Below are 16,605 nucleotides of genomic sequence, written 5' to 3' on the forward strand. Positions count from 1 at the left end.
TGCAATGAACATGAAAAAACGCCCGGACTGATTGGTCCGGGCGATGGATTCAGGCATTCACTTTTGAGCCGATTTCTGCAGCGACTTTTTTGGTCAGGTCGACGACCCGGGCGGAGTAGCCCCACTCGTTGTCATACCAGGCAAGCACTTTCACTTTCCGGTCGCCCATCACCATCGTGGTGAGGCCGTCAACGGTGGCGGAACTCGTGTCCGTGTTGAAGTCAGTCGAGACAAGAGGTTCTTCCGTGTAAGCCAGGATCCCTTTCATCGGGCCTTCGGATGCACGGATGAACGCCTCGTTGATGGTCTCAGGCGTGACATCGGTCTTCAGGTCAACGACGAGATCGACGAGGGAGACGTTCGGCGTCGGCACGCGGAGCGCCATTCCATGGAGCTTGCCCTTCAGTTCGGGCAGCACGAGGGAAAGGGCTTTTGCAGCGCCCGTCGTCGTCGGAATGATCGACTGCGCGCACGCACGGGCACGGCGAAGATCCTTGTGCGGGTTGTCGATGTTGTTCTGGTCATTCGTATAGGCATGGACCGTCGTCATGAGCCCGCTTTCGATGCCGAATTCGTCATTCAGCACTTTTGCGACGGGCGCCAGGCAGTTGGTCGTGCAGCTCGCATTGGAGATGACGTCATGCTTCTCGAGATCCAGCTTGTCATCGTTGACGCCCATGACGATCGTGACGTCCTCATTCTTCCCGGGAGCGGTGAGGATCACTTTCTTTGCGCCCGCTCCGAGATGGAGGGCCGCTTTGCCGCGCTCATTGAACTTGCCGGTCGCTTCGATCACAATGTCGACCCCGAGTTCCTTCCAAGGAAGTTTCGCAGGATCCCGCTCGGCGATGAGCTGGACCCGCTTGCCGTTGACGATGAGGGCGTCCTCTTCCGTCAATACTTCGCCTTCGAATTTGCCGTGGGTCGTATCATATTTCAATAGGTGCGCAAGTGTCTCGGCCGGATAGCTTGCATTCACCGCCACGATATTCAGATCGTCCTCCAGGATGGCCTGGCGGAACACCATGCGGCCGATGCGGCCGAATCCGTTGATCGCAATTGAAGTTGTCATGATGATCCTCCCGTAACTGTGTTATACTCATTTTCATTTATCCTTAAATAGTATAGCACATATTATTCAAAATGCATCTTGAAACGGAATAAAAGCGGAAGTTCTTCAATTCAGATTTCCCTCAAAGTTCCGCCTGCCAGCCGGACAGAATCCGGTCGAGCTGCCGCTCGGTCTCCTCCAGTGTGCCATTATTATAGATGACGGCATCCGCCCCCTTTTCCTTTTCGGAAATGGGGAGCTGGGAGGAGATCCGGGCCCTGGCTTCCTGCTCGGTGAACCCGTTCCGGTCCATCAGCCGCCGGAGCTGGGTCTTTTCCGTGACGGATACGACGAGTACCTTGTCGACAAAATGCTGCAGGCGGCTTTCGAACAGGAGGGGGATGTCCATGATGACGGTCCTGGCGCCGTCGGCCAAAAACTGATCCCGCTGCCGGAGCATTTCTTCCCGGATGGCCGGATGGATGATGTCATTCAGCTTTTTACGCTGGGCAGGATCATTGAAGATCAGTTCCCCGACGAGCGCGCGGTCCATGGACCCGTCTCCAAGGATCACACGGTCCCCGAATGCGTCCCGGATCGCATCAAGTGCCGGGCGCCCGGGTTCCACCACGATCCTCGCCACGAGGTCCGCATCCACGATTGGGAATCCCCGCTCCGCCAGCATGCGGGATACGGTGCTTTTGCCGCTTGCAATGCTTCCGGTCAATCCGATGATCATCTGTGTTTCCTCCCTTTAGTGCTGGCATTTCGGACAATAGACGGACGTCCGCCCGCCGATGGTCCGGCGTTTTGTCGGGCTGCCGCATGCAGGGCATTTTTTCTTGCCGTACATCTGCAGTCGGTCCTGCATGGCCCCGGCCTCCCCGTTGATGTTGCGGTAATCGGAAATCGAGCTTCCCCCCGCCTCCACCGCCTCGGCCAAAATCTCCACGATCGCGCGGAAAAGCTCGGAACGCCGCTCCATGCTGATCCGCGACGTCCTCCTCGCCGGATGGATGCCCATCCGGAACAGGGCCTCGGTCGCATAGATGTTGCCGCAGCCCGAGATGACATGGCCGTCCATGATCGTTTCCTTGATCGGCTTGTCCCGGTATTTTCGTGAGGCGCTCAGTTCCAGGAAGTGCCCTTCCGCCTCTTCGTCAAACGGTTCGGGCGCCATGGCGAGAAGCGGCGGATGATCGGCTTCCCGGCCGATGAGGCGGAGTTCGCCGAATCTGCGGATATCCGCAAAGACGAGCAGGCCCCCGTCCTCCATTTCAAGCACGACATGGACGTGCCTGCGGAACTTGTCCTCAGTCACGTCCTCCAGATCTGCAACGGCAAACCATGCGCCCGACATGCCGAGGTGGCTGACGAGCAGCGCGGGCACCCCTTCCTTTTCCAGATGGAAATAAATATATTTGCTCCGCCGGGTTACGTTGAGGATCCGCATGCCGCGCATTCGGTCGGTGAATTCCTCCGGTGAGATGTTTTTCAGGATGGCTTCTTTCGCTTCGGATTTCGACTTGATAATCGTATCCGAAATGGCGACGTCGCGCACGGTCCGGCCGATTGCGGCCGGTCCGAGCGAACGGACGACGCCTTCCACTTCCGGCAGTTCCGGCATGGGTCAATCATCTTCTTTCATCGGATCGTTTTCCATTTTTGACGAAGCATCATTTCGTGTCATACCAGGACGGCCCCGAGGCGGATTCGACTTTGAGCGGCACGTCGAGCGACATCGCGGACTCCATGACATCGGGCACGATTTTCTCAAGGACGGCCACTTCTTCTTCCGGGCACTCGAAAATCAGTTCATCATGGACCTGGAGGAGCATCCGTGCGCGCACGTTCTCCCGCTCCAGCCGTTCATCCATCATGACCATCGCTTTCTTGATGATGTCCGCCGCAGTGCCCTGGATCGGCGTGTTCATGGCCGTCCGTTCGGCGAAGCTTCTCAGATTGAAGTTCGAGCTTGTGATATCCGGAAGATAGCGGCGGCGGTTGAGCAGTGTCGTGACGTAGCCCTGTTTCCTCGCTTCTGCGACGATGTTTTCCATGTAGGCCTGCACGCCCGGGAAGCTGGCCAGGTACCGGTCGATGAATTCGCCTGCCTCTTTCCGGCTGATGTTCAGGCTCTGGGACAGGCCGTAGTCGCTGATGCCGTAGACGATCCCGAAGTTGACGGCTTTCGCCGCCCGCCGCATGTCCGATGTGACGTCTTCCGGCGCCACGTGGAACACATCCCCCGCAGTCCGGGTGTGGATGTCGGCACCGTCGCGGAACGCCTGGATGAGCCGTTCATCACCCGACATATGGGCAAGAACCCTCAGTTCGATCTGGGAATAGTCGGCCGCAAACATCATCCAGCCGGGCTCCGAAGGGATGAACGCCTTCCGGATTTTCCGGCCCTCTTCGATCCTGACGGGGATGTTCTGGAGGTTCGGGTTCGTCGAGCTGAGACGCCCCGTCTGTGTGAGCGCCTGCTGATAATACGTATGGATCCTGCCGTCCGGATGGATTTCCTTCAGCAGTCCTTCGATATAAGTCGACTTCAGCTTGCCGAGCTGCCGGTATTCGAGGATATGCCGGATGATCTCATGGCGTCCCTCCAGCTTTTCGAGCACGTCGGCCGCCGTGGAATAGCCGGTTTTCGTTTTTTTGATCGGAGGCAGGCCGAGCTTTTCGAACAGGACGACGCCGAGCTGCTTCGTCGAGTTGATATTGAATTCCTCGCCCGCGATTTCGTAGATTTCGCGCTCAATCGCTTCAAGTTTGCCGCCCAGGTCCTCCCCGATATCGATGAGTGTTTCCCGGTCGGCGCCGACCCCTTCAGCCTCCATTTTACCGAGTATGGAGGCGAGCGGAAGCTCAAGCTCTCTGTACAGATCATACTGTTCATTGGCTTTCAGCTTTTCTTCGACCCGGTCCTTCAGACGGGCGACCGCCATCGCTTTCCGGCCGGCATGCGCCGCAACCATTTCGATGTCGGGGACCGACTTTTTCGCGCCTTTTCCGTAGACGGACTCGTCGGACGGAATGCCCGTCCAGCCGAATTCCGACGCAATGGAGGCCGTGTCCGTCAGCGAAACCGACGGGTTGGCGATATAGGCGGCAAGAAGCAGATCAAATCCGATTCCTTCCGTCTCCACGCCGAGCCGGGTAAGGGAAGCGAGCGCCGATTTCGAGTCGGTCGACCATTTCGCCTTCGAGTGATCACTCAGCCAGCTGAACAGCCTGGCATCTTCCTTCGCATCGTCCGGGCGGATAAAGACCGTCTCCTCGCCGTCAGACAAGGCAAGTCCCAGAATCTCAGCGGTATGATACTGTTCTCCGGCAAGCTCCAGGTGGATCGCGACTCCGTCCGCCAGGAGGTTTTCAGGAACGGTGTCCACGACCGGACAGCTGAATTCCTCAAGCGGCTCCTCTTCCCGGACAGGCGCATCCATCTTTTCAAGCAGCGTCCTGAAATTGAGTTCCTGCCAAATTTTTGCAACTTCCTCCATGTCCGGCCCGGAATACAGGATGTCGTCCACGCCGATTTCGACCGGAGAACCTGTATTGATCGTGGCCAGCTCTTTGCTCATTCTGGCGAGCTCTTCATTTTCCTCAAGCTTTTCTTTCAGCTTTTTGCCGCTCACCTCGCCGAGCGCTTCATATACGCCTTCAACGGACCCGAACTGCTTGAGCAGTTTGATCGCGGTCTTTTCGCCGACGCCCGGGACGCCCGGGATGTTATCGGACGCGTCGCCCATGAGGCCCTTCATGTCGATGATCTGGCCCGGGGTAAGTCCGTACTTTTCCATCACGTGCTCAGGGGTGTACCGCTCGATGTCGGTGATCCCCTTCCGCGTGATGCAGACGGTCACGTCATCCGCTGCGAGCTGGGTCAAGTCCTTGTCGCCGGAAATGATGACTGTCTCATCGCTTCCGCTTTCGGCTTCCCTGCTCAGCGTCCCGATGATGTCATCCGCCTCGTAACTCTCAAGCTCATACTGGCGGATATTGTAGGCGCTCAGCATTTTCCGCAAATACGGGAATTGCTCGGACAGTTCAGGCGGGGTCTTTTGGCGCCCTCCTTTGTATTCCTTGAACGTTTCGTGCCGGAACGTCGTCTTCCCCGCATCCCAGGCGACGAGTATATGGGTCGGTTTCTCTTCATCCAGGATTTTCTGCAGCATCATCGCAAAACCGTAAACCGCATTCGTATGGACACCCTGGTCGTTCGTCAGCAGCGGCAATGCAAAAAAGGCCCGGTACGCCAGGCTGTTGCCGTCGAGAAGCAGCACTTTCCGCTTCGTCATGTCTTCAACCTCCATCCGCGAAAATAAAACCATCGTCTCCCCCCATCTTACCATAGTGGGGGGAGACGACGGTTCTGTTTAGTCGGTGTATCCCGAAAGGATCCGGGCATACGGAGAATCGGACGGCAGGATGATCATCGTCTCATCGCCGATCGTCTTCTTGTAGGACTCGAGTGTCCGGTACAGCTCATAGAAATCCGGATCCTTGGAGAAGGAGCCGTTATAGATGCGTGCCGCTTCGGCTTCCCCTTCCGCCCGGATCACTTCCGCTTCCTTTTTCGCCTTGGCGAGGACTTCCTGGACTTCACGGTCGGTCTCCGCTTCGATCCGGCGCTTTTCCGCATCCCCTTCGGACAGGTAGGTCTGTGCGGTGGATTCACGCTCGGAGATCATCCGGGTGTAGATCGACTGCTCGTTCTCTGCAGGCAGGTCGATCCGCTTCATCCGGACGTCGGTGACCGCGATTCCGAAGTTCCCGGCTTCAAGGAGTTCGTTCACACGCTCGGTCACGGTATCATTCAGGTTGCCGCGCGAAGAATCCGTGTCGTTGACGATGTTCGCATAGTCGAGACGGCCGAATTCCGACCGGACGACCGAGTAGATGTACTCTTCCATCCGCGATTCCGCGTTCACGATATTGCGGGCGTTGTTGATCATCTTTTTCGGGTCGGTGATGCGCCAGACCGCGTAATTGTCGATGATCATCCGCTTTTTGTCTTTTGTCGTGATCTCCGCCTCGGATACGTTGTAGGCCATCTGGTTTCTCGGCAGTGTCGAGACGCTCTGGATGAACGGCACCTTGAACTTCACGCCTGGTTCATCGACGATCCGGACCACTTCGCCGAACTGGCGGACGACCCGGTACTCGTTCTCTTTCACGATATAGACGTTGGCCAGGAGGATGAGGAGAAGAGCGAAAATGACTGTGAGGCCGATCGCCGGCTTGATGTATTTCTTCAGGTCGGCGGACGTCATCGGGGTTTTCGGCTTTTTGGGCCCATCCGGGTTTTTGCGCGGTTTTTTCGCCTGGCGGAATTGCTTCTTTTTCGCCTGCTCGCGCTGGCGTTCCAGGAACTTCTCTTCTATGCTTTTGAACGGATTATCATTATTATCGGCCATCGTCTTTTCCTCCTTCCTCCTGTTTCTTGCCTTCTTCTTCGGGTGCCTGGACGGTTCCCTGCTGGCCCGAAATGAGCGGCAGGTACTTCATCGTCCCGCCGTCATCGTTCATGATATAGAGATTGGCACCCGGCAGCACCTGCTCGATCGTCTCCAGGATAAGCCGCTCGCGGGTGATCTCTTTGTTGTTGCTGTATTCCGCATACAGCTTGTCGAAGACGGCAATGTCACCGGTCGCCTGTTCAATCCTGGCGATTTTGTCACCTTGTGCCCGGGACAGGATGGCGTCTTTTTCCCCTTCCGCTTCATTCTTTTTCTGGTTTTCATATTTTCTTGCCTGGTTGATCTTCGTGCTCTTCGTTTCACGCGCGTCGGTGACGGCGGTGAACGCATCGCGGACTTCCGTGTTCGGCAGTTCCACGTCCTGGAGTTTCACCCCTTGGATGGCGATGCCGATATCATAGCGTTCGATGAGATCTGCGAGCAGGTCCCTCGTCTCCGCCTCGATCTCTGCCTTCCCGTCCGTCAGCGCATCGTCGATCGGCGAGGAGCCGATGATCGACCGGATCGATGCGGCGGTTGCATCATGCAGCATCTCCCGCGGATTTTCGGAGTTGAACAAGTACTTGACCGGCTCTGTGATCTTCCACTGGACGACCAGGTCGGCGATGACGATATATTCGTCACCCGTGATCATCTTTGTCTCTTTATCATAGGAAATGAGTTCGCCGGATTCATCCTGGTTGTAGCCGAACGTCGTGCTGAATGTTTCCTTGGACAGTTTCTCCACCGACTGCACCGGCCATGGTAGCTTGAATTTCAGGCCGGATTCGACGACCGTCTCATCGGCATTTCCGAATGTAATGATTACGGCCTGTTCTCCTTCATCCACCGTATACCAAGTGGTAAAAACGAGGATGAGCAGCACGGCGGCGGCGACCGCCATTCCGGCAATCGTCAATATGCGTTTGACGCTCATGTTTCCCCCTCCTTCTGGGTCATTATGTATAGCTTTCTTTACGGGATCAACAGGCGGAAAGTTTCAGTTCTTTTCATTTGGATGGTCTTTTCGTTTGGAATCATTCCGATTGCTGCCGGCAAAGGAAATGGCAGATGTCCGCTCCTGACCGCCTGCGGCCCTGCGCGTCCATCTGCCATGGTCATGTTTTTTTCAGGCGAGCGGGATCCGGACGATGAAGACCGAGCCGCTTCCGACCGTGCTTTGCACTTGGACGGAACCTCCGTGCAGATCGACGAGGTGCTTGACGATCGCCAGGCCGAGTCCGGTGCCGCCCGAGTCCCGGCTCCTTGCACGGTCAACGCGGTAAAACCGTTCGAAGAGCCTCGGAAGATCCTCTTCGGGAATCCCGATCCCGTGATCCTCAATCGAAATGGAAGCCGCATTTCCGTCGGGAATCGCTTCGATCCGGATGCCGGTGCCCGGTTTTGAATAGGCGGCGGCATTGGCAAGCAGATTGACGAACACCTGGACCAACCGGTTCTCATCCGCCTTGACCGTCAGCGAGTCGGCGATATGGAAGCTTAGCTTCATGTTCTGCTCTTCCAGGCGGCCGGAGACCGTCTCAATCGCCTGGCGCAGCACATCGCCGACCCGGACGCTCTTCAGTTCGAGCGTAAATCCTTCCTTCTCGATCCTCGAGAGATCGAGCAGGTCCTCGATGAGCGTTTCCAGCCGTCCGCTCTCCCGGTGGATGATGCCGAGGAACTGCTCGGCCGTTGCGGTGTCATACATGGCCCCGTCCAGCAAAGTCTCCGAAAATCCTTTGATCGACGTCACGGGCGTCCGGAGTTCATGAGAGACGTTGGCGACGAAGTCTTTCCTGACCCGCTCGAGCCGGATCAGTTCCGTGATGTCATGCATGACGACGACAATGCCGAGCCATCCTCCGTTCTTGTTGATGACCGGCGCCGCATAGACCGCCATCGTTCCGGTCCCTCCGCTTCTGGAAATGTCCATCTGTTCCGTCCTCGGCCTCTCCTCGATCTGGACGGCATCAATCAGCCGGATGAGCGATGCCGGAAGCGGGGCGGCCTTATAGCTTTTGCCGACAAGTGCAGGCTCCCGGACGTCAAACTGATTCAGAAAAAACGAATTGGCCATGGCGATTTCGGAATCGCGTCCGATCATGAGCAATCCGCTCCCCATGTGGCCGATCAGCGTTTCCAGGCGCTCGGATTCGGCTTCTCTGATGGACTCCATGTCCTGCAGATTCCGGGCGAGTGCGTTGACGGCCGAGATGAGGCCGACCTGGATCCCGGCTTCCCCCCACTCGGCCCTTGCGCGGTAATTTCCCTTTGCGAGATCGAGCACGGTTCCCGTCACGAGATCGATCGGCCGGACGTACCGGTCCGCCATTTTGTAATACAGGACTCCCGAAGCGATGAATGCCATGGCGAAAACAACGGCCGCCGTCATCAAAAATCCGATCGGCGGCTTTTTCTTTCCTGTCCCGGGATCGATTCCGGCCAGCCGATCTTCGAGTTCGGCCCGGTCAGCCGCGTCCAGGCTGATCCCTTTTTCGCCGAGCAGGGAAACCACTTCTCCGGCGGCTCGTTCGTCCTCATGCTCCAGATAGACCGGGAGCAATTGCGCGAGGACCAAGACCAGGCCGGCAAGAGTGAGCCCCATGATCAGCAGAAACGACACGAACAGTTTTTTCCTGAGCGGCTTCATGCGTCAGGCGGGCCTTCAAATTTATAGCCGGTTCCGCGGATAGTTTTGATAAAGGCGGGTTTTCTCGTATTCAGCTCGATCTTGTCGCGGAGATGGCTGATATGTACGTCCACGATGCGTGTGTCTCCTGCAAAGTCATAGTTCCAGACGGCGCTGAGCAGCTGATCGCGGGAAAGGACCCGGTTGCGGTTTACCATCAGATGGACGAGCAGCTCAAATTCCTTTGGCGTGAACTCAAGCTCCTTGCCGGCTTTATACGCCTCGAAACGATCGGGGTACACGGTGAGGTCCCCTGATTTGAGGACCATCTCCTGCTCTTCTCCTGGAACCGCAGGCTGCCGGCCGGTCCTTCTGAGCACGGCTTTCACCCTTGCCACCACTTCCCTCGGGCTGAACGGCTTGGTCATATAGTCATCGGCTCCGAGCTCAAGCCCGAGCACTTTTTCAAGTTCATCCGATTTGGCGGTGAGCATGATGATCGGCGTCTCGACTTTCTGCTGGCGCAGGCTTCTGCATACATCCATCCCGTCCATCTTCGGCAGCATGAGATCCAGGACGATGAGATCCGGCCGGTCTGCGATCGCCCGGTCCATTCCCTCTTGTCCGTCGGCTGCGGTCATCACGTTGAATCCCGCCTGCTCCAGGTTGTATTCCAACAAAGTGAGGATCGGTCGTTCGTCATCGACGACCAATATTGTTTTTTTCTCGGTCATTCAGGCTTCCCCCAATGCTGATATTTCCGCTTCCCTTTCCAGCAGAACCGGAACGGCGACTTTCACTTCCCCCTCCATGACGACTCTGCCGCCTTCATCTTCTCCGTCAACCCGGACGAGGATGAATCCCTCTTCGGGTTGGATCGAATTGATTTCAAGACGGAAGGTCAGGGTCGACTCATGCCGGGCGGCTTCCGGGAACCGGATGTGCTGCTCAAGGACCCGTGCGCCCGGACCGGGCAGATGCTTGGACAGCGAGGAGAACACAATTCCCGTCAGCATCACCGCCGGGACCACCGGGCTTTCATAACCGGCGGCTCTGGCAAAATCATGCTGGATATAAAGCGGATTGCTGTCATTCGTCAACCCGAGATAAAGCAACAGATCCCGGTCGTCGATCTTTTCCGTGATCCTCAAAGACTCTCCTTCGGTCAGCTCGCTGATCGGCCTGACACTCACTCGCCGGCGGTTGAATATCACTCGGATCTCCCCTTTATCCTTGATGATTTCATTATAGCACGGAGGCGCCTCCGCTTCCGTGCGGGTTCAGGCAAGGATGGCGTTTGGCATCCCGCGCCCGGTCAGCAAGTTCACGCACGGGAGAGTGTGAAGAGAATAGTGGGTGACGCTCTGTGCCGACGGACGGCTTGGGCCGTGGCCCCCGCTTTTCGCCGAAGCTCCGGAGCGGATTCCGCAGCGTCCTCTGCCGCTTCATCCGGTTCTTGCAGGGATAGGGGCGCAGAGCGGAGCCTTCGCCGTTTCCTTGGTGTGTGGCATGGAGTGTGTGACGCTCCGGAGCGGATTCCACGGCGTCGCCTGCCGCATTGCGGCACTGCCGCTACATCCGGGTTCTTGCCGGAGAGAGGGGCGCAGAGCGGAACCTGCGCCTTTTTTCAGTTAGCGGTGCATGCAATTATGTCCAAGAATTAGTGCGAATCCGCTTAGGGCCATTTGCGAAGAGGGGAAAATCGGAGTATGGACGACATTTTCGGAGCATGGACCGGAAATTCGGAGTATGGGAACCAATTTCGGAGTATGGATCGAAAAATCGGAGTATGGACGATATTTTCGGAGCATGGAACGGAAATTCGGAGTATAGATGACATTTTCGGAGTATGGATCGAAAAATCGGAGTATGGACGACATTTTCGGAGCATGGATCGGAAAATCGGAGTATGGACGACATTTTCGGAGCATGGATCGGAAAATCGGAGTATGGACGATATTTTCGGAGCATGGAACGGAAATTCGGAGTATAGATGACATTTTCGGGGCATGGACCGGAAATTCGGAGTATGAACGAAAGATTCAGAGATGGTGTCGGATCCTCTGAGTCAAGTCCATAGTCTTGTGTAAATTCTTTTTAAATGGAGAAGAAATCTGCGAGACACCTGCGAGAAAAGTTAACGGGATTGGACCCGGGCCCGCTCCGGTCACACTCGGCCGTCCTCCGATCACACTCGGCCCCGCTCCGATGACACTCGGCCTTCCTCCGATGACACTCGGTCCCGTTCCGATCACACTCGGCCTTCCTCCGATTACACTCGGCCATGCTCCGATCACACTCGCCTCCTCCTCAGCAACGAAAATAAGCCCTCCCCGATCAGACGGGAAGGGCTTTAAAAACACTTATTCCAGAACGTTCATCACATTGCGGACGGATTCGGCGGACTTTGCGAGCTTCGCCTTTTCGTCTTCGGTGAGGTCCAGTTCGATGATCTTTTCGATGCCGCCCGCACCGAGGACTGTCGGAACGCCCATGTAGATGCCGTCCATCCCGTATTCGCCTTCGAGATAAGCGATCGACGGAAGCACGCGCTTCTGGTCTTTCAGGATGGCTTCGCCCATTTCCGCGAGGGACGCGGCGGGAGCGTAGTAGGCGGATCCGTTGCCGAGGAGATTGACGATTTCGGCGCCGCCTTTGCGTGTGCGGTCGACGATTTCCTCGAGCCGCTCCGCTGAAATGAGCGTCTCAAGCGGAATGCCGCCCGCGTAGGAATACCTGACGAGCGGGACCATGTCGTCGCCGTGCCCGCCGAGGACGAAGCCGGTGACATCCTTCACCGACAGGTTGAGTTCCTGGGCGACGAACGTCCGGAAGCGTGCCGTGTCCAGGACGCCGGACTGTCCGATGACCCGTTCTTTCGGCAACCCGCTTTCCTTATACACGGTGTAGGTCATCGCATCCACCGGGTTCGTGAGCACGAGGATCGTCGTGTCCGGCGAATGCTTCACCACGTCCGCGGTGACGGACCGCATGATCTTCTGGTTGGTCTGGACGAGGTCGTCCCGGCTCATCCCCGGCTTCCGCGCCATTCCCGCAGTGATGATGACGAGATCGGACCCTTTTGTGTCTTCATAATCGGAAGTGCCGATGATGTTCGCGTCAAAGCCGAGCACCGGACCGGACTCCGCCATGTCAAGCGCCTTGCCCTTCGTCGGATTTTCCATGTTCGGGATATCGACGAGGACTACATCCCCAAGCTCTTTTTGGGCGATTAGAAATGCCGTGGTCGCGCCCGTGAACCCTGAACCGATGACCGAGATCTTTTTACGTTTCATGGACATACCGGAACACACTCCTTTGGTAATAGGTTCGGAATCAGAAAATAAGGGGGAGCCAGGCTCCCCCTTATCTATTCCCGTTCTATCATTAAAGATTCTTGATCAGTTCGTCTGCGAACTCGGAAGTCTTCACTTCACGCGCGCCTTCCATGAGGCGGGCGAAGTCGTACGTGACGACTTTCGATTCGATCGTCTTCTCGAGGGAAGCCGTGATGAGGTCGGCCGCCTCTTTCCAGCCGAGGTGTTCGAGCATCATGACGCCGGAAAGGAGAACGGAAGACGGGTTGACTTTATCAAGGCCCGCATATTTCGGCGCCGTGCCGTGCGTTGCTTCGAAGATGGCGTGGCCCGTGATGTAGTTGATGTTCGCACCAGGGGCGATGCCGATTCCGCCGACTTGCGCAGCAAGCGCGTCGGAAATATAGTCGCCGTTCAGGTTCATCGTCGCCACGACGTCGAACTCTTTCGGGCGTGTCAGGATCTGCTGAAGGAAGATGTCGGCGATGGCATCTTTGATGATGATCTTGCCGGCAGCTTCTGCGTCGGACTGTGCTTTGTTTGCAGCGTCCGTGCCTTCCGCATCCTTGATCTTGTCGTATTCGTTCCACGTGAAGACCTTGTCTCCGAATTCCTGCTCGGCCACTTCGTAGCCCCAGTTCTTGAACGCGCCTTCCGTGAACTTCATGATGTTGCCCTTATGGACAAGCGTGACGGACTTGCGGCCTTCGGCGAGCGCATACTCGATCGCGGAACGGACGAGGCGCTTCGTTCCCTCTTCGGAGATCGGCTTGATGCCGATGCCGGAAGTTTCAGGGAAGCGGATGTTCTTGACGCCCATTTCGTTTTGAAGGAAGTCGATGACCTTTTTGGCTTCAGGCGTCCCTTCCTTGTACTCGATGCCGGCATAGATATCTTCCGTGTTTTCACGGAAAATGACCATGTTCGTGTGTTCCGGGTGCTTGACAGGCGAAGGAACGCCGTCGAAGTAGCGGACCGGGCGCACGCAAGCGAACAGGTCGAGTTCCTGGCGCAGGGCCACGTTCAGGGAACGGAATCCGCCGCCGATTGGAGTTGTAAGCGGTCCTTTGATCGCGATCAGGTATTCGTCGATCGTCTTCAGGGTTTCATCAGGGAGCCAGTTGCCGGTTTCATTGAACGCCTTCTCGCCGGCGAGCACTTCTTTCCATACGAGCTGTTTCTTGCCGTCGTATGCTTTCTCGACTGCAGCTTCGAGAACGCGGGACGCTGCATGCCAGATATCCGGGCCCGTGCCGTCGCCGATGATGAATGGGATGACCGGAGCGTCCGGAACATTGAGTTTGCCGTTCGTTACAGTAATCTTTTCGCCGTTTGCCATTTGCGATTCCTCCTGGTGGTTGGGTCTATGCATAATTATGGGACGGCCGGGGCCGTCCCGAATGATTCTATTGTATCAGACTCAGCGTTCGTTTACAGGAACGTAGGTCTGCATGCCTGGGCCTGTGTATTCCGCACGCGGACGGATGAGGCGGTTGTTCGCGTACTGCTCAAGGATATGGGCGATCCAGCCGGACACGCGGGATACCGCGAAGATCGGCGTGAACAGATCATGCTCGATTCCGAGCGAATGATAAACCGATGCCGAGTAGAAGTCGACGTTCGGCGGCAGATTTTTCTGGCCGGTGACGAGTTCTTCGATCTGGATGGACATCTTGTACAGGTCTTCTTCCCCGCGGAGTTTCGTGAGCTTTTCGGACATCTCGCGGAGGTGCTTGGCACGCGGGTCGCCTTTGCGGTAGACACGGTGGCCGAAGCCCATGATTTTTTCTTTGTTGTCGAGTTTGTTCTGGATGTACGGCTCGACATTCTCAGGCGTGCCGATTTCGGTCAGCATTTTCATGACTTGCTCGTTGGCGCCGCCGTGGAGAGGGCCTTTCAGGGCGCCGATTGCAGCCGTCACGCCGGAGTACATGTCGGACAGCGTCGCCACGCAGACGCGCGCCGTGAACGTCGAAGCGTTCAGCTCGTGGTCGGCATGGAGGACCAGCGCTTTGTTGAATGCTTCCTCTTCAATCGCTTCCGGTTCCTCGCCTTTGAGCATATAGAGGAAGTTGGCCGCATAGCTGAGGTCCTTTTTCGGGAGGACCGGCTCCTGGCCGTTGCGGATGCGTGCGAATGCCGTGACGATCGTCGCGATTTTCGCCTGCAGCTTGATCGCTTTGCCGTAGTTGGCTTCGTCGGACATGTCTTCCGCTTTTTCGTCATACAATCCAAGAAGCGAGACTGCTGTGCGGAGTGCCGCCATCGGGTGCACTTGCTTGATCGGGTAAGTCTTGAAGTGGTCGTACACTTCCTGAGGCACGGTCATTTCGTCGGCGAGCTGCTGTTTCAGTTCATTAAGCTCGTCCTGCTTTGGAAGGCGCTGGTGCCAGAGGAGGTAGACGACCTCTTCAAAGCTTGCATTCTCTGCCAGGTCATCGATGTTATAACCGACGTATGTAAGAGTATCGTCGATAATCGAGCTGATGGAGGATTGTGTTGCCACGATCCCTTCCAGTCCACGTGTAGACGTCATATCGATCTCCCTTTCCTTTTGCGTTTTGCCCGCTGCCTTCATTGAAAAAAGGCAAAGCAATGGCATTCTGTGTTTGTGTACATTCTTTTAACCGCTTACAAGCCCATTATAATCATATATAACAATTTTGTGAATGAAAACGCCCGAATTAATTCATTTGCCGGCCAAAACAGACGAACCGCCGTCTGTTTGATCCTGGAGGCCGGCTGAAAGTGGGGTCCCGACTTGGCCAAACCGATGAATCCAATCATGGAGGCATTGAAGACATGGCTTCCGATCGCGCTGGCGGCAGGTCTTTGCTTCGCCGTGCCGCCCCTGGCACTTGCCGTCATATCGGGCTATCTGGCGGCTCCTGCCGTGCGCTGGCTTCATTCCCGGCTCGGCCTGCCGCCTTCTGCAGGCGCGCTGCTGACCGAGCTGTTCATCTTGGCGGCCATCGTTTCCGTCGCCCTTTTCGCCGTCCGGGAGACGATCGCCATCATCCCCGAGATCCGTTCGGCTTTTTCGGTGCTGGATCTCCGGCATCCGGTGGCCGAGGAATTTCTGGCGTATGCCGACACGGCCATCGCGGCGGCGGGAGAAAAGCTGCTGGAGTCGTCCGCAGGCATGATCCAGACCGCGTTCAGCCGGCTTTTCTCATTCTTCATCTTTCTGATCGGCTTCTATTTCGCTCTTTATGAATCTTCCCGTGACCGGCTCTGGTTCACTTCGTTGCTGCCTGTTCGTTCCCGCGGGAAAGCAAAAGGAATGTTCCGCGAGGGAGGTACCCTCTTCGGAACATTCCTTTCCGTGGAACTGCGTCTTACTTTCTTGACCTTCCTCATCCTCGCGGCCGGGCTGGCGGCCCTCGGCTTCCCCGCTCCGGCCGGCAAGGCGTTCCTCATTGCGCTGGCCGACAGCCTGCCGTTCCTCGGGATCGGAATCTTCCTGATTCCGATGGCGGCCTACCAGTTTGCAGCCGGTCATGCGGTTCTCGGAACGGCGATCGCCTTCCTGTATGCATTCATCCTTCTCACGCGGCAGATCGCAGAGTCCCATCTGTGGGCCTCCACGCTCCAGCTCCGGCCCGCTCAGGCCTTTTTCATCGCGGCGGCCTCGATTCTCGTGTTCGGAATCCCGGGCATGCTGCTCAGCCCCGTGCTGCTGTTTGCCGCAGCGCGGCTCAAGATGCTGCCGGCCTTCAACGGCGGATGATCACCATCGACCCGTTCTTCATCTTCTTGCGGAGCTGCCGGTAGAGCACCGGGCGGAATGCCCGCCTCGTCGGCGGCAGAAGAAGGAGCAGGCCGAGTGCATCCGTGATGAACCCGGGGAACAGGAGAAAAAGCCCGCCGATCAGGATGAACAGGCCGTCCACGGCCGCCTCGCCCGGCGGCTCGCCTGCCGCCGCCCTTCTCTGCAGCTCCCGCCAGGCCATGAGTCCCTGGCTTTTCGCGAGCCAGGCACCGGCCGCCGCCGTCAGCAAAATGATGGCAATCGTCGGAAACACGCCGATCTTGCTGCCTGCGTACAGAAGCACCGCCAGCTCGGAAGTCGGGACCACGATAAATAGGATAAACAGCCATTTCATGATCATCATCTCCAAAAAGCGCCCTTCCATACCG

14 protein-coding genes are annotated in these 16,605 nt (G+C 57.0%); 1 reads left to right on the top strand and 13 read right to left on the bottom strand.

Going from position 1 to position 16,605, the window contains the following annotated elements:
- Window positions 1–49: 49 nt before the first annotated feature.
- The 12 genes from BN1189_RS15035 to citZ all read right to left on the bottom strand — a co-directional run bounded on the left by BN1189_RS15035 (window position 50) and on the right by citZ (window position 15,001).
- Entirely contained in the window at window positions 50–1,072 is a 1,023-nt protein-coding gene (locus BN1189_RS15035; protein WP_040229132.1) for a glyceraldehyde-3-phosphate dehydrogenase, read from the bottom strand.
- A 121-nt stretch (window positions 1,073–1,193) separates the two neighbouring features.
- On the bottom strand, window positions 1,194–1,790 hold the full coding sequence (gene coaE, locus BN1189_RS15040; RefSeq protein ID WP_040229134.1) for a dephospho-CoA kinase: 597 nt from the start codon (window positions 1,788–1,790) through the stop codon (window positions 1,194–1,196).
- A 15-nt stretch (window positions 1,791–1,805) separates the two neighbouring features.
- The gene (mutM, locus tag BN1189_RS15045) at window positions 1,806–2,678 is read right to left on the bottom strand and encodes a bifunctional DNA-formamidopyrimidine glycosylase/DNA-(apurinic or apyrimidinic site) lyase (RefSeq protein WP_040229136.1); all 873 of its coding nucleotides are present in this window, start codon (window positions 2,676–2,678) and stop codon (window positions 1,806–1,808) included.
- A 49-nt stretch (window positions 2,679–2,727) separates the two neighbouring features.
- A complete protein-coding gene (gene polA, locus BN1189_RS15050; protein ID WP_040229178.1) occupies window positions 2,728–5,355 on the bottom strand; it encodes a DNA polymerase I in 2,628 nt (875 codons plus the stop codon).
- Window positions 5,356–5,433: 78 nt separating this feature from the next.
- Window positions 5,434–6,474: a protease modulator HflC gene (gene hflC, locus BN1189_RS15055; RefSeq protein WP_040229137.1), complete on the bottom strand. Its 1,041-nt coding sequence runs from the start codon at window positions 6,472–6,474 to the stop codon at window positions 5,434–5,436.
- Window positions 6,464–7,453: an FtsH protease activity modulator HflK gene (gene hflK / locus BN1189_RS15060; protein ID WP_040229138.1), complete on the bottom strand. Its 990-nt coding sequence runs from the start codon at window positions 7,451–7,453 to the stop codon at window positions 6,464–6,466. Before hflK ends, hflC begins: the two co-directional genes overlap by 11 nt.
- 192 nt (window positions 7,454–7,645) lie before the next feature.
- Complete coding sequence (gene pnpS / locus BN1189_RS15065) at window positions 7,646–9,169, bottom strand: two-component system histidine kinase PnpS (protein ID WP_040229140.1); 1,524 nt, start codon at window positions 9,167–9,169, stop codon at window positions 7,646–7,648.
- On the bottom strand, window positions 9,166–9,882 hold the full coding sequence (locus BN1189_RS15070; RefSeq protein ID WP_040229141.1) for a response regulator transcription factor: 717 nt from the start codon (window positions 9,880–9,882) through the stop codon (window positions 9,166–9,168). The genes pnpS and BN1189_RS15070 overlap by 4 nt, the downstream gene beginning before the upstream one ends.
- On the bottom strand, window positions 9,883–10,362 hold the full coding sequence (locus tag BN1189_RS15075) for a MaoC family dehydratase (protein ID WP_040229143.1): 480 nt from the start codon (window positions 10,360–10,362) through the stop codon (window positions 9,883–9,885).
- A gap of 1,149 nt (window positions 10,363–11,511) precedes the next feature.
- Window positions 11,512–12,450, bottom strand: a complete 939-nt coding sequence (mdh, locus tag BN1189_RS15085) for a malate dehydrogenase (RefSeq protein WP_040229146.1) — start codon at window positions 12,448–12,450, stop codon at window positions 11,512–11,514.
- A gap of 85 nt (window positions 12,451–12,535) precedes the next feature.
- Window positions 12,536–13,804, bottom strand: a complete 1,269-nt coding sequence (gene icd, locus BN1189_RS15090; protein ID WP_040229147.1) for an NADP-dependent isocitrate dehydrogenase — start codon at window positions 13,802–13,804, stop codon at window positions 12,536–12,538.
- A gap of 81 nt (window positions 13,805–13,885) precedes the next feature.
- Window positions 13,886–15,001, bottom strand: coding sequence for a citrate synthase (citZ, locus tag BN1189_RS15095; protein ID WP_040229179.1), 1,116 nt, complete (start codon window positions 14,999–15,001; stop codon window positions 13,886–13,888).
- Window positions 15,002–15,259: 258 nt separating this feature from the next.
- On the opposite strand from citZ, the gene BN1189_RS15100 reads away from it, so the two are divergent.
- Window positions 15,260–16,195, top strand: coding sequence for an AI-2E family transporter (locus BN1189_RS15100; protein ID WP_179860969.1), 936 nt, complete (start codon window positions 15,260–15,262; stop codon window positions 16,193–16,195).
- Here the strand turns inward: BN1189_RS15100 and BN1189_RS15105 are convergent.
- Window positions 16,182–16,571, bottom strand: a complete 390-nt coding sequence (locus BN1189_RS15105) for an FxsA family protein (RefSeq protein WP_040229182.1) — start codon at window positions 16,569–16,571, stop codon at window positions 16,182–16,184. The two genes, BN1189_RS15100 and BN1189_RS15105, sit on opposite strands and share 14 nt — an antisense overlap.
- Window positions 16,572–16,605: the final 34 nt, after the last annotated feature.

The sequence above is a fragment of the Bhargavaea cecembensis genome (assembly GCF_000826125.2).
GTDB lineage: Bacteria > Bacillota > Bacilli > Bacillales_A > Planococcaceae > Bhargavaea > Bhargavaea cecembensis_B.